Consider the following 24,384-nt stretch of genomic DNA (forward strand, 5'->3'; position numbering starts at 1 on the left):
AAACACCATTGCTCAAGAACAGTAAGGTTGTCGTAGTTGAACCTGTTTATATTTGGCCCTCATCAAGTTGTTTTCTTGTTTTCGCTTTTTAGAGTTGTGTTCTGACTTATAAAATTAGGCTCGATGAGCGTCCACCCCGATAATATTTTTCGAAGGTTGATACCTATACGTTTTGCCTCGGGGTTGACCCATGTATAGCTTATAGCCTTACTATTTATTTCTACTTTGGCCATGGGCAAGTCATAAATGGCTAGTTTCATTATGGCTAGTTTTTTGGCAAAAATCAATTGGGTCAGTTCAACGGTATACTCCATATGGTCCAAATCGAGTTCTACCATGCCTCCTTGGTCGTGCAGTTCAAGATTACCTTGATGGTATGTCTCTTCTTCATTATCAGGAGATGGGCACTCTATCCATCCTGAAAATTTACGTATTCGCATAAATTTGTATGGAAACGGATTATCAAAGTATTCACTGTCTTTTGTATAAAGCATATCGCCATCGAGTCGAAACGGACTTAGCGATAGTTTAGAAACTTGCAGTTCAAGGATGTCGACAGCATCTACTGCATTTCTTCCTTCATGAATCGCAACTACTATAGTATCTTCATTTTTTTTTACGATTTTTAGAGAAAAATGGCGATGCTTTACTTCAACAGCTTCCCTGTGCATTTCTTCCTCAGTGCGTTCAAGCCAATATTGTTGAAAATTATCCCATTCCCCTATGATGTTCAAATACTCCATAAAAATAAGTTTTAAGTTTTGTACCAATCTACCAAATACATCTGCGCCTCTTCAGCTGATACATTGGGGTTGTTTTTCAACAAGAGTTGCCAAGCCTCTTGAAAATGCTGCCCATTTTGTTGGATCTCCGGTGGATTCTCCATCGGTTTTATATACTCTAAAATAATGCTATCCACTTCTTCCATAACAGTATTACGTGCTTTATAGTCTGTTAATCTTTCGGATACCCCTAAAATAAAACTGACCATTTTTTGGTTTCGTTCTTCGGCATCGCCTTTGATCACAAACGGTTGAACATGGTCTTTGAATTCAAATGCCAAAAGCTGGTCTACATATTTTGTGATAATGCTATTCTCCCATCTAAAAATCGTCGTAGGTACTTTTAATCGCTGAACATACCTTCCCCGTTCGTGTTGAAAAGCCAATCTGTAAGCGATATCATAGGTAGCACCGGCCTTAAGATAATCCATAGCCACCATTTGTAGCACAAAAAGGGGCATCTGGGGACGGTTCAAAGCATACTTTTTGGTCGTGAAACACCAAGGAAAGTATTGAAACATTTGTGAAACAATAGACCAAATTTGGGTAAGGTGACCGCCATCTAACCGGGGTGTTAAATCCGGAAAATAGTGTTCAATAATCTCATTCGCCGAAGCATCGTCAAAATGAGCTGCATTATCCAAAAAAATATGCGAAACCGAGTCGGGATATTCCAACCCATAACGCACTGCCAATTGTGCCCCAGTTGCCGAACCATAAATCGCAGGTTTTTCCAAACCTAGCTTTTTAAATGCTTCGTGAAAAAAATCGGTGTATGCGGATAATTCATAAGGTACTACGGCCAATGCATCAGATTTACCATAACCCGGCGTGTCAACACATAGTACCGTGTAATTTGAAGACAGTTGTTTGGCCAAGGGCAACATGGTTTCCCCACTACTGGGAGAAGGATGCAATAGTATCAAGGCCGGACCACTGCCCATCATATAAAAATGGAGCTTTTTGTTATTTACGGTTACATACCTGTCAATGTACATTGGTGCTGAAATTAAATATTAGTTAATATAGTTAATTATTTATAATATTAACTAATTTTGATTAACTTTAAAATCAATATTTGACACTTCCCATATTATGACCAATACACTGGTAACCCTAGAGAACAGACCGAGCGGTGCTGTGAAAGTAAGCGATTTTGGCCTAAAGACCGAAAAAGTTCGAGAATTAAAGAACGGTGAGTTTTTGGTAAATATCGAAGCGCTATCCATGGATCCTGCGATTAGAGGTTGGATGAATCCCGGTACAACCTACATCAAAGGAGTTGAACTGGGCACTGTGATGCGTAGTTTTTCAGCCGGAAAAGTAATAGATTCAAAAAACGATTCTTTTAAAGTAGGTGTTTACGTTGAAGGATTGTTAGGTGCCCAAACACATGCAATTACAGATGGTACCGGAATACGTATCATTAATGTTGAAAATAGCAAACTTACCCACCACTTGGGTGTTTTGGGCATGCCAGGAATGACCGCTTATTTTGGGCTGCTACGTCGTGGCGAACCCAAGCCTGGTGAAGTCATCTATGTTTCTGCGGCATCAGGTGTAGTAGGTTCCACCGTTGGCCAAATAGCGAAGATCAAAGGCTGTACCGTTATAGGATCTGCCGGGAGCGAGGCAAAATGCAAATACCTTATCGATGAGTGCGGTTTTGACCATGCCATTAACTATAAGACCGAAGATTTAGACGCTAAATTGAAGGAGTATGCGCCGGACGGGGTTCATATATTTTATGACAACGTTGGTGGCGACACCCTTAATACCGCACTGGCAAATTTGGCACAAGGAGCTAGGGTCGTTATCTGTGGTGCCATTTCACAGTACAATGACATGGGCAATATCCAAGGCCCCGCCAACTATATGAAAATAGTGACCGCAAGGGGTTACATGACAGGCATTATCGTATTCGACTTTATCAAAGAATGGCCTGCTGCGACCAAGGAAATTGCGGGATGGATTGCCGAAGGGAAAATACACGTAAAGGAAGATGTTGTTCATGGTCTGGAAAACTATACCGAGACCCTTATGATGCTTTTTACAGGTAAGAATTTTGGAAAGTTGATTTTAACAGTGTAGGGTTTTTAAGAATTAATTTTTAAAGGTATAAATGAGCACTACACAAAACATACCGGATACAGGCATTAGTGGTTTATACGAAGTAATGCTGGGCACGGATGATGCTACTTACGCAAAAAAATACTTTTCCGATTTTGGATTTCACGTTACCGATTCCGCATCAATTTCCGCTTCAGAGGCATTGAAAGTTTATGGCGTGGATTCAGAACTTACTTCTTATCGTTTGCAGAATGGAGAAATAGATAGTCACGGACTACTTCGTATTTTAGAATGGGAAAGACCACTTGGCAATGGTATAGGATATACACCCATTGAAACCATTGGTTCCCGTATTGCGGTCATGCGAACCCACGATATCTTTAGATTATACGATATTTATAAGACCGCTCGTGATATGGGCAAAAAGCAATGGTTTCCGACACCACCGGTAGCCGATGACCTTTATGGGCTGAATACCGGCGAGCGTGATTTTTTTAACCGCCCCGTCATTGTTCGTGAAAATGCGGTTTACGGCGCATTTTTCAATCATATATTTTATCAGCGTTATGGTTATATAATCCCGGGATATGGTACTATTGAAGATGCTACCAAACTAAAAACCAGTGAGTTTACGCATCATGATTTTATAATAAATGCGAAATCAATGCATCAAATGAGCTATCTGTGCACTGCGCTTGGCCTGCAGGCCGAAGATAAACCCGCGCTTGATGGTGACTGGTTAAAAGGCCCGCAACAGGTTTTTCAAATGGAACCTGGTTTTAGCCATACCTATCAGGGTTTTGTCTCACCAAACAATATCTGCGGAAAAATGAAATTTTTTATACCGAACGGTATAAGGCCTAACAAATCTGAACAACAGCGTATAGGTGAAAAGGGGATTACACTGCACTCTTTCTACAGCCCTAAACTAGAAATGGTGCATGAACTGGTTTCTGAACATGGTCTATATCATTCTGAAGTATTAAAAAATGAGTTCGGCGAAGAATCCTTTATTTTTTCAGATACTGCGGGTGTATGTTGGCAAATCATTGAAAAATTGGGTACTACGAAGAATATACCCGTAACTGAACTTGAATTTAAGCTGACCAACTGATATTCGGCGTATTATACTCAATAAAGATATTCATCGATTAATATACCTCTTTGACAAAATAGTTAATATTATTAACTATTTTCGTAATCAATAAAAGATATTGTATTGGAGTTGATTTCTAGATATAAAGCCTTAGCACTACAAACCGAATGTTTTGCAATAAATAAATGCAAAAATAAAGGTTCTGCCTATGAAACAATGCGAAAATCACTGGATACGGTTTTAGCTGAAACAAGGGGATCCAAGGGATTTATTGGACCAGATTTGAAATTGGTCGTTCTTCCCGAATATTTTTTGACAAGTTTTCCTTTTGGCGAAAATCTGGACGAATGGCGCCAAAAGGCATGTATCTCGACTAACGATGCCCTGTTTTTCCAAATGAAGGAATTTTGTGTACAACAGGCTATATTTTTATCGGGTAATTTTTACGAATTGGATGAAAATTTTCCTGATCTGTACTTTCAGAGCAGTTTTATTATAGATGATACGGGCGAATTGATATTGAAGTATCGTAGATTAAATTCAATGTTTGCGCCCACACCGCACGACGTGCTTGACGACTACATAAAAATTTATGGCAACGATTCCCTTTTCCCCGTAGCCGATACCAAATTGGGCAAACTGGCCTGCATCGCTTCAGAAGAAATTCTATATCCCGAAATTGCTCGTTGTTTAATGATGCGGGGAGCGGAAGTTTTTCTGCATTCCTCATCTGAGGCTGGGAGTCCGCAATTAACGCATAAAGAGGTAGCCAAGCGAGCTAGGGCCATTGAAAATATGTGCTACGTAGTGTCGGCAAACTCCGCAGGTATTTCCGGTATAGACTTTCCCTTTGCCGCTACTGATGGGCTTTCGAAAGTGGTTGGCTATGAAGGTCATGTTTTGTCCGAGGCTGGCACGGGCGGGAGCATGGTCGCCAATAGTTATTTGGACATTGTGGCTTTACGTGATTATCGCTCCAAAGTATCAATGCAAAATTATAATGCAAGGCAGCGCTTTGAGCTTTACGCCCCTTCCTATGGCTCATATTCGCATTATCCCGCCAATAGCTTTAAGAATGAAAATCCGTCAAAAGAATTGTTCATAAAAACACAATTAAACGTTATCAAAAAAATACAGAACTGAAGGTAAGTGCCTTATCTTGTACATGCTTTTAATTCCTCACTTAATGAATATGAAAAATGATTGAAAAAAGTATTGAAGAATCAATAGTACTCAGCATTTTTGAATTGGCCAACCAATTAAAAAAAATTGGTGACGAGGTCTATCAAAAAGTAGGTCTGACCACACAGCAATGGCTTATTTTATTACACTTGGCCGATAATCCCAATCTCCCGTTCTTTAAAAGGGAAAAGCACAAGAAAGCGTTGATGGCCAGCGAATTGGCAGAATCGTTGAACGTATCTCGCGCAAACATCACCAACCTCATTAATGTGCTGTTGGACAAGAATCTCATACGCCAATACGAAGATGAGAACGATAGAAGAAAAAAACGCCTGCAACTTACCGAAAAAGGAGTAGAGCTGGTAAATAAAACACAACCCTCACGTTTGGCCGTAATCATGTTTTTGACCGAAGGCTTCAATACAGATGAAAAAGAAACTTTTCTTCGTTTTTTAGAAGCGTGTACCGACAAGATCATGAACGAAGAGGAAAAAATACTATCCTTTCATAAATTATTGGTAGACGCATAGCGCAACAATTTAGGTTTCACAAAAATACTCACGTATGTCTACGGTCACCGAATTTTCTGCAAAAAACAAGTCAAAGCTCGAGAAGCATTTCTCGCAATTTAAACCGAACATCATAGGCGAAAATTACCATTTTGAATCGGTTTATGGTAGACAAAAGCTGATTTATGCTGACTGGATCGCAAGTGGTCGCTTGTACGGCCCCATCGAAGATACCATGAGGACGGTAATTGGCCCTATGATTGCCAATACCCACTCTTTTTCGAGTGAAACGGGAAAGGTTTCCACTTATGCTTACAAACATGCCAGGAACATCATCAAAACACATGTAAACGCAGATGAAAATGATGTATTGGTAACGGCAGCGACAGGGATGACAGGCGTGCTATCAAGATTGCAAAGAATCATGGGGCTACGCTGGCCAGATACCGTAAAAAAGAAAATAAGGTTACCTAAAAGTGAACGCCCCGTGGTTTTTATTTCACATATGGAGCACCACTCCAATCATGTTCCTTGGATGGAGACCATCGCCGATGTAGTAATGGTGCCATGTGATAGCAACAATCTAATTTGCCCGGAAAAATTAAGGTCAGAAGTTGAAAAATATGCAGATAGACCTCAAAAAATCGGTGCTTTTACAGGATGTTCCAATGTTACCGGAATCATTTCCAGATACCATGAGCTGGCCAAAGTCATGCACCAAAATGGAGGTGTTTGTATTGTTGATTTTGCTGCATCAGCCCCCTATGTTGATATAAATATGCATCCGGAAGATTCGGAAGCTCATTTAGATGCTATTTTGTTCTCACCCCATAAATTTTTGGGAGGCCCTGGAACTTGCGGTGTTATGGTATTCAATAAACACCTATACAATACCAATTGTCCCGATGTTCCCGGAGGCGGTAACGTAAAATGGACGAACCCATGGGGCGAGTACGGCTACCATACAGATATTGAAACGAAAGAGGATGGCGGCACTCCAGGTTTTCTTCAAGTAATGCGAACCGCTTTGGCCATACGCTTAAAAGAAAAAATGGGAACGCAACATATAGAAAAACGGGAAGAGGAATTGTTGCAGTTGTGTTTTACCCGATTAAAAAAAATACCCGGTCTGTTTATTTTAGGGGATAACGACCAAAAACGCATCGGAGCAGTTTCATTTGGGTTAAAAGGGGTACACTATAATCTCATTGTTCGCCTGTTGAACGACCGTTTTGGGGTTCAAGTAAGGGGCGGTTGGTCCTGCGCCAGTACCTACGGCCATTATTTATTCAATATTGATACGAATACGTCCGAAAAAATAATCAAGGATATCGAAAACAAAAACCTGACGGAAAAACCAGGTTGGGTTCGTTTATCCCTTCATCCCATTACCACAAACGAAGAATTGCTTTTTATTTGTGATGCCATACAGCAAGTCGCCAAAAATATAGGGGCTTGGGGCAATGACTATACCTACAATCCTAAAACCAATGAATTTGACCACAAAAGCAGTAGTGACCAAAAAATCATTGATACTGTTGAAGAATGGTTTTCTTAACGAAACGATTCAATTTCTTTTGCGTTAGAGCTTAATTGCGGGTACACGTATTAAATTTATACTTTCTTTACGTTTAACGAGAACGACTGGACGTTATGCAAATAGATTAAACATGTATCTTCCGCATTTGTACCTTCTACCTCCAAACCCCAGATTTCTTAGATACTTTCGTTTTTAAAAAAACCCTGCCTATTTTTTTCGGAAAAAGTTTGGTTCTACGTACCTAATCAATAAAAAAAATTCCAGAACCGTTTCTTATCTTTTTGTCCTGCCTTGTTCGATTCTTTGATTTTGATCAAGTACATGGAGTAATTATCCTTTGTTTTTCCTTTGGCACTTTTCTGTATTTGATTTCTTATGGTTATTGGTTCTGCGTTTGTACGAAACCATATATTTATTTTTTCATTGTCCAAATTTTCTAAGATCCCATCTGAACACAACAGAAAAAAATCGTTCTCTACGATATCATCTATTTTGCAAGTAGCTATTCTAGTTTGGGTTTTCCCATTCACGGCTCTTGTGATAACATTCTTTTTAGGGTGGGTTTTGGCTTCCTCTTCGGAAATCTCACCCATTTCCAAAAGACTTTGTACGTGTGAGTGGTCTTTGGTTTGAAACAATATCCCACCATTTCTTATATGGTATATTCTACTATCCCCGACCCAACCCAATGTTGCACTATTCCCCTTTTTTGAAAAACAAATAATGGTAAGTGTACTGGCCATCTGCAAAGAATCCGGGTTATTGTTAGCGTAGTGCCTTAGTTGTTCCTCTACATACCTTAACCCTTTTTCCAATAGCTTATCATCCTCGACATTGTTACTCGCTTTTTTTAAATACACAGGAAAATGTTCGCATATCAGCTTCGAAGCCACCGCTCCTTTTGCTTGACCGCCTACACCATCGCATACTAAAAAGACCGTGTCATTTTTATTTGGAGAAACGGGGTATACCGCATCTTCGTTATTGGTACGTTCCCCCAATTCATTTAGATACTCTGGTTGAAACAGCTTCATTTTTGATAGGTTTCAAATGAACGTACCATTAACTCTTCGAGGTTTTTAAATCTTATGCTCAATCCGTTGGAAGAAATTGAGATGGGCGTACCGTACTTTCTAAGGTTTGCCTTCATTGCCTGTCGCTTTAGGGCACCTTTGACGTTGCCAAGGTATTTTTCTGGATTGTGTACATCTATCAACAAAAAACGTGTTCCCGACACACTTATTTTTCTGAATCCGACTATATCCACCCATTCTACAAGGCCTGCACTAACCCCACTGGAATTGTCCCATATTCCTTTTTCATCGATCTTGAGTCCAGGTTTTTTGTCAAATATTTTTTTGATGACAGCAATACAAATTCCTCCAAAAAAGACAGCTGCGACACCTCCAAATCCTATAATCCATATAGGGGAGAATTTTCTCGTCTGCATTTCTTCCGCATTCAAAAGCATAAAAACACCTAGCGCAACAAAAAGTAGGCATCCTAAAATAATAAAGCTCATTTTTGCTTTGCTAAGCGGGACTTCAATATTGTTTTTTTTCATTTTTTGATTAAGATTAAATTCATAAATGACCTTGTACCATGCTTTTGGCCCACTGTCTTGTTCGGACACCAAAATCATGAGCAGAGGTTTGGTTCAATAGTTCGGAAATAGTCACCGGTCGAAACATTGTACATCCGGCACAAATAGAAAGTTTAGCACGGGAACAATAGGAGTCTTCTATTATTTTTCTTTCTACGGTCGTAAGCACGATTTCATTTTTTTCTACAAAAGTCTCACATAAAACAATGGCCAGGTATTTTTCCCCTATACTGCCCTTGACCAGTTTTTGCCTTATCGTATCATACTTTGACTTTAATGCCAGTTTAGACATTTTCATTACCAACAACGAAGGCTTTCCCACAAAGGAACATGAAAACCCGACTACACCACCTTCGGTGTGCTGTGCCATAAGATTTGAAAAAGCGGTAAATGCGATAATCAAAAGTAAAGCTATACATTTTTTCATTCAATACTCTTAATCCAATGATATACTATTGATCAAGATATTACCACCGTAGCGTCCCGTTCATCGTTAAAATTGCTCCGGTTTCAACATTCTGCACTGTTGTATTCATAAATACAGCTTCTCGTAAATCTTTATTTATACTTATGGTATTGCAATCTGTAAATGTACCAAAAGTTGAATCACAACCGTATTGCCGTTGTACGCCGTTGGTCACAATGGTCATGGATACTACTTGTTCGCCGGCAACAATGATAAAACCATTTTCTGTATCTGGAGCATCTATAATTGATTCTACATAACCAGGATCACCGGGAGATAGCGTTGGCGATTCTTCTACTATTGTAGCTCCCTGGTGTACTACGATGATTGAATCTTCCAACCCCGTAAGGTCTACCCTACCATAATCTATGTCTCCAACTTGCAATTCGTTTCCAATAGCCGCAGTATCCTCCCCTGACATCCTTATAGTTCCGGTGGCATTATTTTCATTTTGTGGTTCATTGTTTGATTCTGATGAGCAATTGGTCATAAATATCGCAGTAATCAGAAAAAGTGATAGCATTCGTAATGTTTTCATTGTCGTATGTTTTTATATTATTTTTTAAAATCAAGGGTTATGGATTTCTCACTTATTTGCTCAATATTGAAGTTCTTTCGTGTTCCCTGATGCACTTTCTGCCAAATAGCGTCAGCAGTTGCCTTGCTTTGTATTTTAATCATTATTTGACCATTGGAGTACGTTTTAATCAGTTCTTTAGCTACTTTGGATTTTGAGATTTCATTGTAAAGCTGGTTTACACTTGGGTTATCATAGGAGATCGATGTTATTGTGATTATTACGATATTTGATGAAGCCTTTTTTTTATTCTTTTTCGGGAAGAAAATATCACCAACCTTTTTCGCAGTCTCTTTCGCACCCTCTATTGTACTATCAATACTAGCAACAGTGCTGTCTATTTCAGTATTGGCTTCTTCAACGGTTTGTTCTACTTTTTCTACGCTATTTGCGGTTCTTCTTTTTTCTTTATTGTCCTGTGAAAAAATAAAACTAGCTACAACAAGAAATAGTGGTACGAGAATCTTTGTTTTTGATTTCATTTTAAAAGTATTTGGTTACACATTCATTCGTGTATACCCCATATTTTAAAATGTCATCTTTTTAAGTATGTTTTTTGAGTTTTTTTTGAGAATAGGAATACTGACTAAAATCAATTGCCCCGTGGCAAATTTTGGTATCCGAATGAATTCACGGTACGATTGTTTTTGAAACAAAACGCTCGAACTGATACTTGGAAAGTTTTTAGGAATTCAAAATGCGTTTCTATGTTAAACCGTAATTTCAACCCTCTTTAATGGACTTTAAAGTGTATTTGGTATAGGCCATTTTATCAAAAACCATAGATTGTCCCGTGGCCAACCACCTTTTGTATATCCAACGTACCGTTCATGTATACATAAAGCTCGTTATCCTTCGTTTTTTTGGTAAAGACCATAATTCTTTATTTTTTTGTTCCGGTTACCTTAAAATCGTCAAAATAAGTGGTCACACTCCCTTTTGGGTTGGAATTTATCATACCCATATAGTTGCCACCTGTAGGGTTTATTAATTGATTTATAATTTCCATTTTACCATTTAGATAACAAGAAACATAATTACCGTTTTTAAGAACTTTTATACTATTTGTCTGATTGTTCGTTAAAACTGAAACTTGTTTAATTTTACTCCATTTACCTTTTAAATTTTTATAGAGTATCAATGTATTGTTCCCTACAACTGCAATATGATAATCGGTATTGTTCGAATCAAATACCAAACCAACTGTACCTATCTTGGAGCCTCTGGTAACCTTAACACCAACCGTATACGTTTCGGTTGTATTTAAATTAAAAAAAGCAGTTTTATTGTGGCTAACATCCTTATTTTTTACACTGAGCTTATATTTTCCAAACTCGTAGGACCAAGTTGAGTTCGTGTTGGAAAATTCGGGAAACTTTGTTGAACCAAAGGCAAAATTTTCGAGATAGTTAAACTCTTTGGCCCTTTCGGCTTTCATTTTTTTTAAGTCTGCGACTATTTTTTCTTGTGTCGTAAGCTTGGCCCCGGCACTGACCAAAAGCTTCTCTATTTCCACGTTTTCCTGATCTCGGGCCTGTTGCAACAAGCTTTTGTCTTCATGTACAAAGTCTACGTTTTCCAATCTAGTGCTGCCTGTAGGGTGCAACAATATTTCCAAAAGTGCGGCATCTTCTTTTTCAATGGCGCTTGCTAGATTCGTATCTTCAATATACGTAACCAAGCCATTGCTGTTGACAAACAGCTTGAGCATGCGTTTAAAAGTGTCCGCATTTTCGTCAGTATACCTAACAAGCATGTTTTTTACAAAGTTCTTGAGTTTAGAAGGTGATACTTTGCTGGGCTTTCCAAAATCAAAAGCTTTTTTGAATTGGTCATAATCTATATTTTCAACTCCTCTGTTAAAGTTATATGCGTTTTTAGAATTCTCCCATTTTGAGTAAAACGTAATTCCCAAAGCCAATATGAGGGTTACTACTATAGGCCAATATGTTTTTTTGTGTCGAGTTGTTTTAAAAGCATCAAAAAGCAGTACTGAAAAGCCTAAAAACAATGAAATAAACCATAAATAATATCCTATTTTCAGCTCCTGCATATATGAACTGATCAAGGGTATCTTATATCCGTTGCCATAATCTACCGTAAGCCACCATATTGATGCAATACCTACACTGCTCACAAACAAAACCAATAAAACCCAAAGGTTTTTTTCGTGTTTTTGAAAAACGAAAAACAATAGCGCAGTTATAAAAAATATATTGGGGAGCAATGTGAAAACCGTTAGGCTGTCACTTATCAAAAAAATGGTAGAAATCCCTGTGGTATTGCCATAAATATTGAGTAGGTAAGAAATCAAATAGCCCAAAACTGAGGTGCTCAAAAGAAAACCGGTCAAGCCCATTGTAACTGTATTTTTTCGTACGCTTCCCATCTCTTTCAGCAAAAGCCAAACAGATAACGTAACCTGAAATAGTACTACAAAACCTATACTTAAAATAGAAGTGGTTTTTTGGTTGCCCTCGAAAAAAGCCCTACCCATGTGTATTACGAAAATGATATTGTAATACATCATTAAGCCACTTACAAGCAATTTGGGCACAATGAATCCCCTACCAGGTTTTAAATAAAAAAAACAAAAAAGAATGATGGTAAGCGGATACAGTAGAAAAACATAATGTGTGTTTTCTCCGAAAAACCAATAATACCCAAACCATAAGATATTGACCACCCCAAAAATGGCCAATATTGTTTTTTGGATTTTGGTGGGGGAAGATGATATTTCTTCTTTTACCCCTTCGTCATTGCTGTTAAAATTCCCAATATGAACGGTACCCTCCTCGTCTGGTATGATTACCGTCCTGTCCAAATCTTCGTTATCTTCTCCAATCAATCCGAGCATTTGGCCAGCATTGGAGACCCTGTCCCCTGCATTTTTTTGGAAGCATTTTTTTAACAGTTTATGATATTGCGCTGGGACCTTGGTTAGGTCTATTTCCCCTTCGGTAATGGCTTCGTGTACCAATTCAATATCCTGTATACCATTAGCAAAAGGAAGATTACCGGTAAATATTTTATAGATGATTACCCCAACGGCCCAAAGGTCGGTTCTTGAACTTATGCTGCCATCCAATCCAAACCTTTTTTGGTATATCTGCTCTGGGGCCATGTAATGTGGAGTGCCTATCAGTTCAGTGAGTGGTTTGGTAAGATTTTCAGGTGAAAGGGTATCCTTACTGATTCCAAAATCTGTGATCTTAGCCGAATATGTTCCTCGCTTATTTTTATTTACCAAGATGTTGCCGGGCTTTAAATCCCTATGTATAATGCCTTCATCGTGTAGATGGCCAACACCTTTGATAATATCACTTACCAACTTATTTAACGTTGATGGCTGGGGATTTGTTCTTAGAAACTCGGTTAAGGTGCCTTGGTTGGCATACTCCATGATAATTACAGGATGGCTTCCTTCACGGCCCATCGCATCGGTATGTTTGATATAGTTTAGGCCATAATATGTGATAATGTTGGTGTGCGAGACCGCTTGTATATTCTGAAATTCTTGTTCTAAACTGTATTTTGATTTTCCGGTACTACCAGTAGTACTACCTTTTACAGCAGTTTTATAAATTTTTAAGGCTACATCTCTATTGGAGTATACATCTTTTGCCTTGAATACTTCGGCAAAAGTACCTTCGCCCAATTTATCCTTTTCAGGATTCCATTCGTATTGGTTTAGCTTCATTGGTGGTTATTTTAATTGGGAAACATCTGCCTTTAAATCCAGTACCGTTTTGATTTTTTCGATTTACTATATATTTTCCCGTATATACCCAAAAAATAAAAATATCATCTTTTTTAAGGTTTATTACTCTTTTATCCTTTCGATGGGCGCATTACAATTTCTAAAAATTCCTGCATGATGAAACCGCATGGGAATCGTATTTTCCCCTTTTGTATTTACATATCCCCATGTACCATCTAATTTTACCGCGGCCAATTCGTATGAAAACCTTTTTGCCGCTTCATACTTTAACGGGACTACTACATCTCCTGCTTTATTGATAAAGCCTCCATATGCATCTATAACATAGGCCAGATTGTCCCGAAAACCATGGGTCCAATAATATTTAAATGGGATAACCTCATTGCCATTTCTATCTATAAAACCATATTTGCGCTCAAATTGTACGGCAGCCAAACCATCGGAAAATATTTGGGGTGAGTTATTTATATCCCAAAATAGTTCTTTGTTGTACTTATAAGGTGTTATCTGTTCTCCTTTTTTATTTACGAAGCCCCATGCTTCATTTTCTGCGACCGCGGCCAAACCTTCGGAGAATATGTTGGCATTTTTATATTTAAATGGAATTATGTCTTCGCCCTCCTTATTTATGAAACCATATTTATTATTCAATTCAACTCTCGCCAAACCTTCTGAAAATTCCGAGGCATCGTCATATATTAAAGAAATTATTTCTTTACCTGTTTTATCAATGTATCCCCATTTTCCCTCTAGTTCAACTTCTGCCATACCTTCTAAAAAAGCATAGGTCTTGGTATATATAGGTTTTACTACCTGCTCGCCAAAAGTATTTATGTAGCCCCATCTGCCGTTTACTTTAAAAGCTGCCATTCCTTCTGAAAAAACATCAATCTCGTCATATTCATCAACATCTAGCTTAGTACCGTCAGTAGCTATCATATATGAGTTTTTCCCCAATACCATTTTGACAAAACCATCTTCATAGAAATTATGGGATTTGCGTTTGTCATAGATTGGCGGAATTACAAATTCCCCTGTTTCATGTATAAAACCGCACTTTTCCCCAATTACCACTTTTGCCCTGCCCTCAGAAAAACCATGGGCATAATCAAATTGCAGCGGTATTTCAAAATCCCCATTTTCATTGATGAACCCCCATGTTTTATCTAGGCAAACCGGAGCGAGGATTTTATCGTTCTTATATGCCTTCATTCATTTTACTTTGTAGACCACTGCTTTTATAGGCTCCCGCTCAATAAAAAGGCGCGCCAATTTGTTCGTCGTGATATCCGCTAAGACCAAAGGTGTTGGTTCTTTTGCTTTTACATCCAACGCATAAATCTGATTTTTTTGAACCAAAAAATAATGATGTTGTCCAGATTCCTCTATTCTATATACCTTAGTGTTTTCTTTGTTCAGGTCAGCATTAATGATGAGCTCTAGACTCTCCGCGGTATTATTGAAAAAATACGTTTTATCCTTTGCTGAACCTTGTTTGAATCTTACTATCAGTTCCGATAGCACATACGATGCATTTTCAATAGTCGCTATGGTTACAAGAAGTTCTTCTTGTGTTGGCACTAATTTTGGGGATTTGCCAAATAATGCACCGAAGCCATTATTGCCTTGTTCTTTATCGGCTTTTCTCAATCGCATTCTGCGCTCTGTTCGTTCTATAGCATAATAATTGTTTTTAAGGCTTAAAAGGTAGTTGGAATCTTTGTTTTTTTGAATTCTTAAAGACAATAAGTCCAACCTTCCCATTAGCGGGTCACCGAACAATTTAAAAGTACCTTCATTAAAAGTGTAAGATAGGGTTTTGGAATAGCTATACCTTCTAATTGATGTAGACGGAAGTGTCTCAAAACCTCCAAGTGCCAATTGAACGTCGTCTACGGTGTTCGGTAATTGTACATCATCTTTTTTACGGTCAATCAGCGTATCATTACCCACTTTATCAATTATCGGTTTATCTTTTTTTTGCTCTTCTACCAGTTTTTCTTCATTCAAATCAAATATGGAATCAGACTTTTGGATTGTTGTAGAATCAGTATCTACAATATTGGGGTCAGGGTTTGATGTTGTGGGTTGTACATTGTTGAAAAATAAAATTGCGGCCCCTATGACCAAACTGGCTGCAACGGCCGAAGCATATATGAACAATCTACGGTATTTTCCCCTAGGTTCATTGTCGATTATATTTTTTTGGTCTTTCTTGTACTCTTCAAAATAACCTTCCAAACGTTTCTTTAGGTCCGCCTCGCCTTTCTGTGCTATTCCTTCATATACTTTTTTATAGACCGCCACTTCATTGGCGAAATCAGTATCATTGAGCAATAACTTTTCAACCGTTTCTTTTTCAGATGGGTTTAAAGTGCCGTTAAGGTATTTGTCTATCAGTTCTATATGTTTCAGATTCTCCCGCATATGTTATTCCAGAGCTATTATGTCATCATAAGAAATATGGCCCCTTAATTTTTTTAGACATCTTAATTTTTGTTGGCTTGCGGAACGTGCACCTGAATAATTGAATTTTTTGGCGATTTCCTCCATTTTCGTACCTAAAAAAATAGCCGATTCCAAAAGGGATTTGCAAGGCTCTCCCAGTTTTTCCAAAGCGTTTTCAACATATTTTTGTAATGCGATAGGGTTTTGCCTTTCACCATCCTCATCTGCCCGATTAGGAGAAAAAGACATGTCGCTGGGCACTTCATGCCTCTTTCTCCTATTGAGCTGATTGAGCCATAACCTTCTGGACACCTCGTACAGGTAAGAACTAATCTTGCCCCTTAGCTCAAAATCTCCGGACATGACTTTCTTGTAGAATACGATTACGGCTTCTTGAAAAATATCCAGCGCATCATCTTCATTACCACTATTTTTTGAAACCAGGCTCTTTATCATACCCAAATGTTGGTATAAATGTTTTAGACAGGCTTCGTTACCTTTTTTAAGTTGATGGATAATTTCTTGGTCGGTCATTAAGGCCCTTTATTAAGGGTTTTTTACATGGTTAAGCTCAATGTGTCCTTTATGGGCACATTAAATTGATAACCATTGATTTTAATATCTGCGTTCCCTAAGATATTAAAATTAACTTTTTTTTGGGTCAGCCAAGAAAGTTTGGCATTTTTTAAAATCCCCAGATTGTTCAAACTGGCATTTATGGGAATGTTCACGGTCTCTAGGGCCTTTTGAACAAGAGGTTCGGCTAGAGTCCATTCGGCAACAGCATCATTCCCCTTATCCATATAGAATTGTAGCTTTATATTTTCAATGGTATACTCCAGAGGCAAATTATTTTTGGCCAAAACCTGCAGGTTCAATTCTGTTTTACTAAAGGTAGGCAGCTTGCTAGCTGCGACCGATCGGATTTTAAAATTATTGGTCTTCGAAATATTCTTTCTTATTTCGCCATGGATAATGGCTTTGGTATTGAGTTGAATTTCATCATCCATATCTATGGTGAACGAATTTAAGAGAAAACTTACCTTACCATCACCTTTGATATTGAAAATAGAAGCTTCAGAGGCCAAAAGCTCAGGATAATACAAGTGCAGTTTTTTTAAGGATATTTCGCAGCGCACCGGCACTTTAACGGTATCGTTTGCCGCTAGGCTTAATTGTTTGTCCAAAATACCTTGACCCACAAGTGATTCTTTATAAAAAATATCCATACCGGATTGCTTTAATTTACTTTTTACATCATTGGGATTGTAGACCACATAATTCATATGCACCATGAGCAAACTATCCTTTAATCCGGCCACAACCACGTTATCAACTCTGACAAACTCTGGTTTTTGACTACAGGAAACAAGCAAAAAGGAGAAAATAAGAATGCAAACAAACTTTTTCATAGTATGATTTTTAGATACTGTCCTTTTTCTTTAAGGCATAATATATCAACATGTAGAACAGACTGTTCAAAATTAAAATGGCGATAATGTTTTGGTCAAACCCATTAAATACACCCCCAATCAACGTTCCCTCATTGGTCAAGTTTTTGTCATAAAGATTCAATACATCCATTGCCGAAGCCGAAAATTCTTGCACTTGACCAAAAATGACGCCCTTTGAATCCGGTGATGCTTCATCTTGTAATCTGGAAAACCCTTCCGTTCCCCATCTCCCCAAAGTAAAAAAGCTAAGTACCTCTACCAAGGTGGTGTTTATTTTTGTCATGACTCCGGCCAGCATAATCTGTGGCATCAATATAATTGGAACCACCGTCATTACCTTCTCTGTAGTGTTCAATGAAGATGAAAGCCATAATCCTATCAAGGAACCAGAGAAAGAAAGAAAAAACATTAACGCTGTGCTTCCCCAAAAAGACCTAAGGTACACCTCATCAAAACCCGTATACGTATTGTATTTAAAATTTAAATAAACGATGGTTACAAAAAGGAGGGACTGCACAAAGGCTATTAGAGAAAGTACGGCCCATTTGGATAAGATATATATGTTAATGTTCAAATTGAACATTCTTTCCCTACGATATACGGAAAGTTCCCCTACAATCTCCTTTGCTGAATTACTGACCCCAAACCATATTGCGGATATGGTCATCAAAAAAAGTACACCTACCCTGAACTGGTTGAAAACCAAACATACCAAACCGCCAATAATCAATGGTTGGGCCAACAAAAGAAACAAGTTCTCCCTATCGTTCAGTTTAATATTCAAATATCTCGAGATCAACCAAAATAACTGGAGCCATAAAGAATCGGGTTTCTCTCTTTTTATCTCGGCATCTGCGCGGTTCTGATACCCCAAAGCATTTGGTTTTATATATTTATTCTTTACCTTATCTATATGGCTCATTTCACTGTAGACCTCAACAATTGTATCAACCTCAAAAGAAGAAACCAGCCCGTTCGCAAGACCTTTATATACCAAATGCCCTTGTACCCCTAAAAAAATGACCTGATCCACATAATTTAAATCTTCCGGTTTATGGGTAACCATAATAATGGTAGTCCTGTTCGAGGTTAATTTTTTAATACTCGTTAAAAAACTTTCAATGGTTTCGGGGTCAAGGGGAGATGTTGGCTCATCCAAGAACAAAATTGTCGGCTCCGTTAGTAACTCAACTGCAATGGATATTCTTTTGCGCTGCCCACCAGATAAGTTTCCAACTTTAATCGATTTAATGCCTTTCTCTTTATCCTGATCTAGGTTCAAATCGGCGATAACCTTATTGATCCTGTTATCTATTTCCTCGTTGGAGGTATCGTCTGGCAGTCTTAGCTTGGCCGCATAAAACAGCGTTTTATAAACCGTAAGCTCTTTATGGATGATGTCGTCTTGGGGTACATATCCAATCTTTTTTTTTATAAGGTTAAAGTTTTCCCGAAGTGACAAACCATGTATAAAAACCTCACCGGCCGTAGCTGGGTTATCCCCGTTCAAACATTTTAACAAAGTAGACTTTCCGCAACCTGAAGGTCCCATAAGTGCCACAAAGCTGGAATGCGGAATCTCCAGTGATAAACTTTGAAGCCCTATTTTATGGTTTGGGTATATTTTTTGAATGGCAACAGCGTTTATCGCATTTGATTCTTCTCGAAGATCTTTTGCACCTTCACGAAGACCAATGGCGTAAAACGAAATCGTTACCACGTCACTATCACGTAATTTGGTCTTGGTTTTGATTTTGTTCCCATTTACATAAGTATGGTTAACAGAGCCAAGGTCTTCAATCCAAAAAATGTTGTTTTCATAGCTGATTCTGGCATGCGCCCTAGAAACGGTCGGATCATTGAAAACTATATCGTTGTTAGGTAATCTACCTATTTGGAGTTCTTTTTTCTGTTTTATCGTTTCCTTAAATTTGGATATTTCACCATGACCGGAAAATGATTTGGATATCGTGCCTTTTTCAGAAGATGCTTTCTTTGATTGAAGCCTTAGCTCACTGGACCCTATTTTTATGATGTCTTTTTCAGATATTTGAATGGGTTTACCTGAGGGCACTCTCTCTCCGTTTATGAAAATTCCGTTTGAACTTTCTAAATCTAGAATAAATACTTTTTCCTCAACAGCTTCAATAATACCATGCTGTCGAGATACTTTTTGATCATTTATCTCAATGTTGGCACCATAACCGATCCTGCCGATGGTTATCTTTTCCCCAATCTCAAAAACGAATGGTTCTCCATCTATTCTTATGACCTGTTTTTTCATCAAAATCAGTTCTTTATGTACCGCTCAATACAGTTTTTACGATGCTCGGAAAAAGGATGTGTCCTGGTCAATTTTTCTAAAAGATCTTGTTTCTCGTACTTTTCCAATTTTTTAAAAAAGTCTGCAAATCTGTTCACATCATAACCTGCCTTTTTGGCCATTTCAAATCCGAAGCTATCGGATTCATACTCATCAATTTGATCAAAGGGGGCAGATAGGGTACCATTTATTTTTTGGGCAATCTCATTAAACCCTTGCATTTTTGTCATATTCATAAGATTTGTAGATAGCGTAAGCTTCGTTATCTTACGTTGGGTATGCAATTTATCTTCGTGGGCGATCTCATGGCCTATGATAAAAGCCAGCTCGTCATAACTATCCACGAAATTGATCAATCCTTTTGTTATATATAAATACCCTCCCAATGTAGCGAAAGCATTTATATCTTCTGAATCTAAAATATTAAGTTGGTAAGATACATTTTTGCGATCGGCATACTTTACGAGGTTTTTTAGAATTTCCTGTGCTTTTGGGTAGGCTCCGTTCTTGTTATCTATTTTACCTGACAAAAGATATTTCTTGTACGTTTGGCGACCTACTTTTGTGCGGGCTTCCGGGGTAACGTACAACATAAAATCCAACCAATTGTTTTCCAATTGCTTTGTGATGTATGCCGGACCATCAAGGGCATGGCCACAATCTTTCAAAACGACCGCATTGTTTATTTTGGATTGATATTCGCCAAATACCTCTTGCAATGTGTCTTCGGGCAGCCCTTGTGCCCTAGCCGACAGGGTTGTGAAAGCCAAAACAAAAGATGCTATTAAAATTCGTTCCATTCTTTTATGAACTTATTTGTTTATCATAGATGACCAAATTTAAACAATGTCATCTTTTAAGTGGGCCTGGGCCATGTGTTATTGCCTGTTTATTCTTTCTATCCATAACTTTATGAGCTTTGTTTCCTCAATATTTGGTCTTCTATTGCTTTTCCCAAGAGATTGTACCAATGTACAGGATTTTGGGTTTACCTCAATGGTAATCACTCCAACACCATTTTTTTTCAAGGAAAAAATTGCTGATGTCCCCGAAACACATCGGCCGCTATACGAACTCACACAGTGCTTCATATACGTTCCTTCATCAAATAGCTGTTTCCCGTTCGTCAATTCAAAAAAGTCCCAAACATCATTTTTTTCATCGGTAAAAGACCAATCCCATCCCTGGCCTTTCCATTCATATCCTACCCAAGAAGGCATGCTCAATTGGGCGGCATATTCCCTACTTGATTCAAGAACATTGTTGACCCTTCGCCCTTTCCAGCCAAAATCACCTTGGTCTTGGTTACGTTTACTCTCAGTATATCTGTGCACGGCCCAGTCAATAATAAGACTGCTTTCTTCATCACTTATAGCTTCCCTATTTCTAATCAACCAAAGAACAGTGTTCTTCCAAAAAGTACTATACGAAGTATCACAGCTGTGTTCGGTGGGATCAATGACCAAGATACGGCCGTACATTACGCGCATAAAATCTAATTGATTACCTCCCAATCTATGTATTTCTGCATAAAGGCACGATTCCATAGGGTAAATGGTGTTGGGCGCATGCAATAGGAAGTGTTGGAATTTACCGGAAACTTTCCACCCGAAAAGTTTCGATGCCTTTTTAAGGCTTCCGCCTTGGCCAATGATAATATACCAACATATCCATTTAAAGGGGATGTATTTTCGTCTGTGCCCCTCACTTAAAGTCCACTGTTGCTTTAGCATTTCTGGCACGTCGTATAAGGTGAACAAGTGGTCTAAGATAGGCTTTCCACTATCTTTGATCCATGTTTGTGGACTTCTTAACCAAAAAGGTGAAAGCAAACAGGCCCATTTGGCCACGAACTCACCGTGTTTGGGACCAACTGCATTTTTTATGACCTCAATATTCGATAAATCCCCAATGGCGGTCTGAAGCCTTTCTACATTCAAATCCATATTTTGCCCTAAATTGTTCAAATTTCTAAAATGCTTTTCTAACCTTTCTTCGATGTGATTTCCAGGTATAGGAGAGCCTTTTAGTTCTTGCAAACCCATTTTATACGGTGGTGTCAACTTTTCCCCAATATTAATATTTTGGACAGTCTTATCGTCATTAATGATTTTTTCGTACAACCTTTGATAATTGTACTCGCAAATATCTTCGTCTGTTGCCATGCCTATATAACTGTAATAGCAGTCCTCGCAACAATGCACTCCGGAAATATATTGATTGATATCTGCCAATGGATCCCTTAAAAAGTTCCAATAATAATCGTAATCATGGCCATATTTGTTTTTATGATAATCCCCAAGACTATCATCCAATGAAACTTTTGAGTTCTTTAGCTTATAAAATTTTTGCCATCGCCAATTATGAGGTTTTTTGTAAAATTTTCTTCCCATACGAGTCTAATCTTATCTTTTCATAAAAATAGTTCAGAAGTATATAACCAAATCTGTCAAAGGTCATCATTAAGGAAAAGTGGTTTTCATTAACTCTTTTAAATTAAGTGTATAAAATACACTTAATTTAAAAGAGTTATCTTTATATCGTTTTGAAATGACATTTAAAATCAAAAAGATAGTTAGATGAGTAAGACAATAAACCGACTAGCCGCTGATAATATCAGAGCATTAGCCGTAGCAATGGTAGAAAAAGCAAATTCGGGTCATCCTGGAGGACCGATGGGTGGTGCGGATTACATGCACATTCTGTATTCTGAGTTTTTGAACTACGACCCTGCCGATATGACTTGGCCGTTTCGAGATCGGTTTTTTATGGATGCCGGTCACCTATCTTCGCTGTTATATGCGCAGTACTATCTCCTCGGTAATTACCAAAAAAAAGACTTAGAAAGTTTTAGACAGTGGGGTTCGGTTACTCCCGGCCATCCAGAGGTGGATGTAGCCAGAGGCATTGAAAACACTTCTGGCCCATTAGGGCAAGGACATACCATGGGTGTTGGTGCCGCCATTGCCGCAAAATTTCTTCAAGCCCGTTTCGGAAATTGGATGGACCATAAAATATATGGTTTCATTTCAGACGGTGGTGTTCAGGAAGAAATTTCCCAAGGTGCAGGCAGGATAGCCGGTCATTTGGGTTTGAACAACTTTATCATGTTCTACGACTCCAATGATGTACAATTGTCTTCTAAAACAGACGAGGTAACCTCAGAGGATACGGCTAAAAAATATGAAGCCTGGGGATGGAAAGTAATTTCAATTGACGGGCACGACCACGACCAAATCAGAAAGGCGTTAACCGATGCCAATGCAGAAACCGATAAGCCTACCTTGATTATTGGCCAAACTATTATGGGCAAAGGCTGTGTATCCGCCGATGGTACAAAGTATGAAGGGTACACTGAACTTCATGGTAAACCAATCGGGGATACAGGTGCCGATTACGTGAAAACAATTCAGAACCTTGGAGCAGACATGTCCTCGCCCTTTGAAATATACGACGAGGTATCCATTTTTTATAAGGATATGCTCAAACGTAAACAGCGAACTGCAGTAGCTAAGAAAGAAAAAATACAGACATGGAGAAACAATAATGTAGATTTGGCTACAAAATTGGATGATTTCTTTTCGGGCAAACTAACCGCGTTAGACTTTAGTGATATTGACCATAAAGAAGGATTGGCTACCCGTGATGCCTCTTCCGAAGTTTTAGTCTATTTAGCCGAAAATGTGGAGAATATGATTGTATCCTCGGCAGATTTATCCAACAGCGATAAAACCGATGGATTTTTGAATAAAACCACTGTACTTAAAAAGGCTAATTTTTCAGGTGCTTTTCTTCAAGCGGGCGTAGCTGAACTGACCATGGCGACCATCGCCAATGGTATTGCGTTGCACGGGGGGGTCATTCCGGTAGTAGCCACATTCTTTGTGTTCTCGGATTACATGAAACCTGCGATACGCTTGAGCTGTATTCAAGAACTTCCCGTAAAGTTTGTTTGGACACATGATGCTTTTCGGGTCGGGGAGGATGGTCCTACGCATCAACCTGTAGAACAGGAGGCCCAGATTCGTCTATTGGAAAAATTAAGGAACCACAACAATGAACAGAGTTTTGTGGCTTTGCGTCCGGCAGATTCCCAAGAGACCAATGTTGCTTGGAAAATGGCGATGGAAAATTCAAAAACACCTACAGGACTCATTTTTTCAAGACAAGGAATAAAAGATATTCCTGCACAGTCAGGTAATAGATATCAAGAGGCATTACATGCAGAAAAAGGTGGCTATTTAGTGCAAGAAGTTGCTAATCCAGATGTCGTTTTAATTGCAAATGGTTCTGAAGTTGCCACGTTGATTGAAGCGGCTTCGTTATTAGAAAGCAAGAGAGGATTAAAAGTAAACGTCGCTTCTATTCCCTCTGAAGGACTGTTTAGAAAGCAGTCGGCAGCTTACCAACAAACTATAATTCCAAAAGACAAACCAATTTTTGGACTAACAGCTGGGCTACCAGTAAACCTAGAAGGTTTGGCTGGGCCAAATGGGAAAGTATTTGGCTTGGAACATTTTGGATACTCGGCTCCGGCACAAGTACTGGACGAAAAATTTGGATTCACTAGTGAGCAAGTGTTCAATCAAATCGTAGATTTTCTAAAATAAACA

Annotated in this window: 21 protein-coding genes; 6 read left to right on the plus strand and 15 right to left on the minus strand. The window is 38.5% G+C overall.

Annotation, left to right across the window (positions count from 1 at the left end; translation table 11 throughout):
- Window positions 1-62 precede the first annotated feature (62 nt).
- Complete coding sequence (locus tag HYG79_RS06740) at window positions 63-743, minus strand: hypothetical protein (RefSeq protein ID WP_179241348.1); 681 nt, start codon at window positions 741-743, stop codon at window positions 63-65.
- A gap of 11 nt (window positions 744-754) precedes the next feature.
- Entirely contained in the window at window positions 755-1,780 is a 1,026-nt protein-coding gene (locus HYG79_RS06745) for an alpha/beta hydrolase (RefSeq protein WP_179241349.1), read from the minus strand.
- A 97-nt stretch (window positions 1,781-1,877) separates the two neighbouring features.
- Here HYG79_RS06745 and HYG79_RS06750 point away from each other — a divergent pair, with 97 nt between their 5' ends.
- From HYG79_RS06750 to HYG79_RS06770, 5 genes are all read left to right on the plus strand, one after another.
- Window positions 1,878-2,873: an NADP-dependent oxidoreductase gene (locus tag HYG79_RS06750; protein ID WP_179241350.1), complete on the plus strand. Its 996-nt coding sequence runs from the start codon at window positions 1,878-1,880 to the stop codon at window positions 2,871-2,873.
- Between the two features lie 31 nt (window positions 2,874-2,904).
- Window positions 2,905-3,966, plus strand: coding sequence for a hypothetical protein (locus HYG79_RS06755; protein WP_179241351.1), 1,062 nt, complete (start codon window positions 2,905-2,907; stop codon window positions 3,964-3,966).
- A gap of 198 nt (window positions 3,967-4,164) precedes the next feature.
- A complete protein-coding gene (locus HYG79_RS06760; protein WP_228027951.1) occupies window positions 4,165-5,091 on the plus strand; it encodes a nitrilase-related carbon-nitrogen hydrolase in 927 nt (308 codons plus the stop codon).
- Window positions 5,092-5,147: 56 nt separating this feature from the next.
- Window positions 5,148-5,660, plus strand: a complete 513-nt coding sequence (locus HYG79_RS06765) for a MarR family winged helix-turn-helix transcriptional regulator (RefSeq protein WP_179241352.1) — start codon at window positions 5,148-5,150, stop codon at window positions 5,658-5,660.
- Between the two features lie 34 nt (window positions 5,661-5,694).
- Window positions 5,695-7,197, plus strand: a complete 1,503-nt coding sequence (locus tag HYG79_RS06770) for an aminotransferase class V-fold PLP-dependent enzyme (protein ID WP_179241353.1) — start codon at window positions 5,695-5,697, stop codon at window positions 7,195-7,197.
- Between the two features lie 227 nt (window positions 7,198-7,424).
- Here HYG79_RS06770 and HYG79_RS06775 read toward each other — a convergent pair whose 3' ends face one another.
- The 13 genes from HYG79_RS06775 to HYG79_RS06835 form a co-directional block, all read right to left on the minus strand.
- Entirely contained in the window at window positions 7,425-8,213 is a 789-nt protein-coding gene (locus tag HYG79_RS06775; RefSeq protein ID WP_179241354.1) for a PP2C family protein-serine/threonine phosphatase, read from the minus strand.
- Complete coding sequence (locus HYG79_RS06780) at window positions 8,210-8,743, minus strand: STM3941 family protein (RefSeq protein WP_179241355.1); 534 nt, start codon at window positions 8,741-8,743, stop codon at window positions 8,210-8,212. Before HYG79_RS06780 ends, HYG79_RS06775 begins: the two co-directional genes overlap by 4 nt.
- Window positions 8,744-8,762: 19 nt before the next feature.
- Entirely contained in the window at window positions 8,763-9,209 is a 447-nt protein-coding gene (locus tag HYG79_RS06785) for a hypothetical protein (RefSeq protein WP_179241356.1), read from the minus strand.
- A gap of 40 nt (window positions 9,210-9,249) precedes the next feature.
- Window positions 9,250-9,786 (minus strand): hypothetical protein, encoded by a 537-nt coding sequence (locus tag HYG79_RS06790; protein WP_179241357.1) that lies wholly within the window; start codon window positions 9,784-9,786, stop codon window positions 9,250-9,252.
- Between the two features lie 17 nt (window positions 9,787-9,803).
- Entirely contained in the window at window positions 9,804-10,307 is a 504-nt protein-coding gene (locus tag HYG79_RS06795; protein ID WP_179241358.1) for a hypothetical protein, read from the minus strand.
- A gap of 401 nt (window positions 10,308-10,708) precedes the next feature.
- Window positions 10,709-13,525: a serine/threonine-protein kinase gene (locus tag HYG79_RS06800; RefSeq protein ID WP_179241359.1), complete on the minus strand. Its 2,817-nt coding sequence runs from the start codon at window positions 13,523-13,525 to the stop codon at window positions 10,709-10,711.
- 123 nt (window positions 13,526-13,648) lie between these two features.
- Window positions 13,649-14,758: a WG repeat-containing protein gene (locus HYG79_RS06805; RefSeq protein WP_179241360.1), complete on the minus strand. Its 1,110-nt coding sequence runs from the start codon at window positions 14,756-14,758 to the stop codon at window positions 13,649-13,651.
- Window positions 14,759-15,973, minus strand: coding sequence for a hypothetical protein (locus HYG79_RS06810; protein WP_179241361.1), 1,215 nt, complete (start codon window positions 15,971-15,973; stop codon window positions 14,759-14,761).
- Between the two features lie 3 nt (window positions 15,974-15,976).
- Window positions 15,977-16,528, minus strand: coding sequence for an RNA polymerase sigma factor (locus HYG79_RS06815; protein WP_179241362.1), 552 nt, complete (start codon window positions 16,526-16,528; stop codon window positions 15,977-15,979).
- Between the two features lie 23 nt (window positions 16,529-16,551).
- Window positions 16,552-17,406: a hypothetical protein gene (locus HYG79_RS06820; RefSeq protein WP_179241363.1), complete on the minus strand. Its 855-nt coding sequence runs from the start codon at window positions 17,404-17,406 to the stop codon at window positions 16,552-16,554.
- Between the two features lie 10 nt (window positions 17,407-17,416).
- Window positions 17,417-19,732: an FHA domain-containing protein gene (locus tag HYG79_RS06825; RefSeq protein WP_179241364.1), complete on the minus strand. Its 2,316-nt coding sequence runs from the start codon at window positions 19,730-19,732 to the stop codon at window positions 17,417-17,419.
- A gap of 5 nt (window positions 19,733-19,737) precedes the next feature.
- Window positions 19,738-20,571, minus strand: coding sequence for a M48 family metallopeptidase (locus HYG79_RS06830; RefSeq protein WP_179241365.1), 834 nt, complete (start codon window positions 20,569-20,571; stop codon window positions 19,738-19,740).
- Window positions 20,572-20,649: 78 nt separating this feature from the next.
- Window positions 20,650-22,164, minus strand: coding sequence for a PcfJ domain-containing protein (locus HYG79_RS06835; protein WP_179241366.1), 1,515 nt, complete (start codon window positions 22,162-22,164; stop codon window positions 20,650-20,652).
- A 186-nt stretch (window positions 22,165-22,350) separates the two neighbouring features.
- Here HYG79_RS06835 and HYG79_RS06840 point away from each other — a divergent pair, with 186 nt between their 5' ends.
- Window positions 22,351-24,381 carry a transketolase family protein gene (locus HYG79_RS06840; RefSeq protein WP_179241367.1) on the plus strand — a complete coding sequence of 677 codons (2,031 nt, stop codon included), beginning with the start codon at window positions 22,351-22,353 and terminating at the stop codon, window positions 24,379-24,381.
- The last annotated feature ends 3 nt before the right edge of the window (window positions 24,382-24,384 follow it).

The organism is Costertonia aggregata, assembly GCF_013402795.1.
GTDB classification, from domain to species: Bacteria; Bacteroidota; Bacteroidia; order Flavobacteriales; family Flavobacteriaceae; genus Costertonia; species Costertonia aggregata.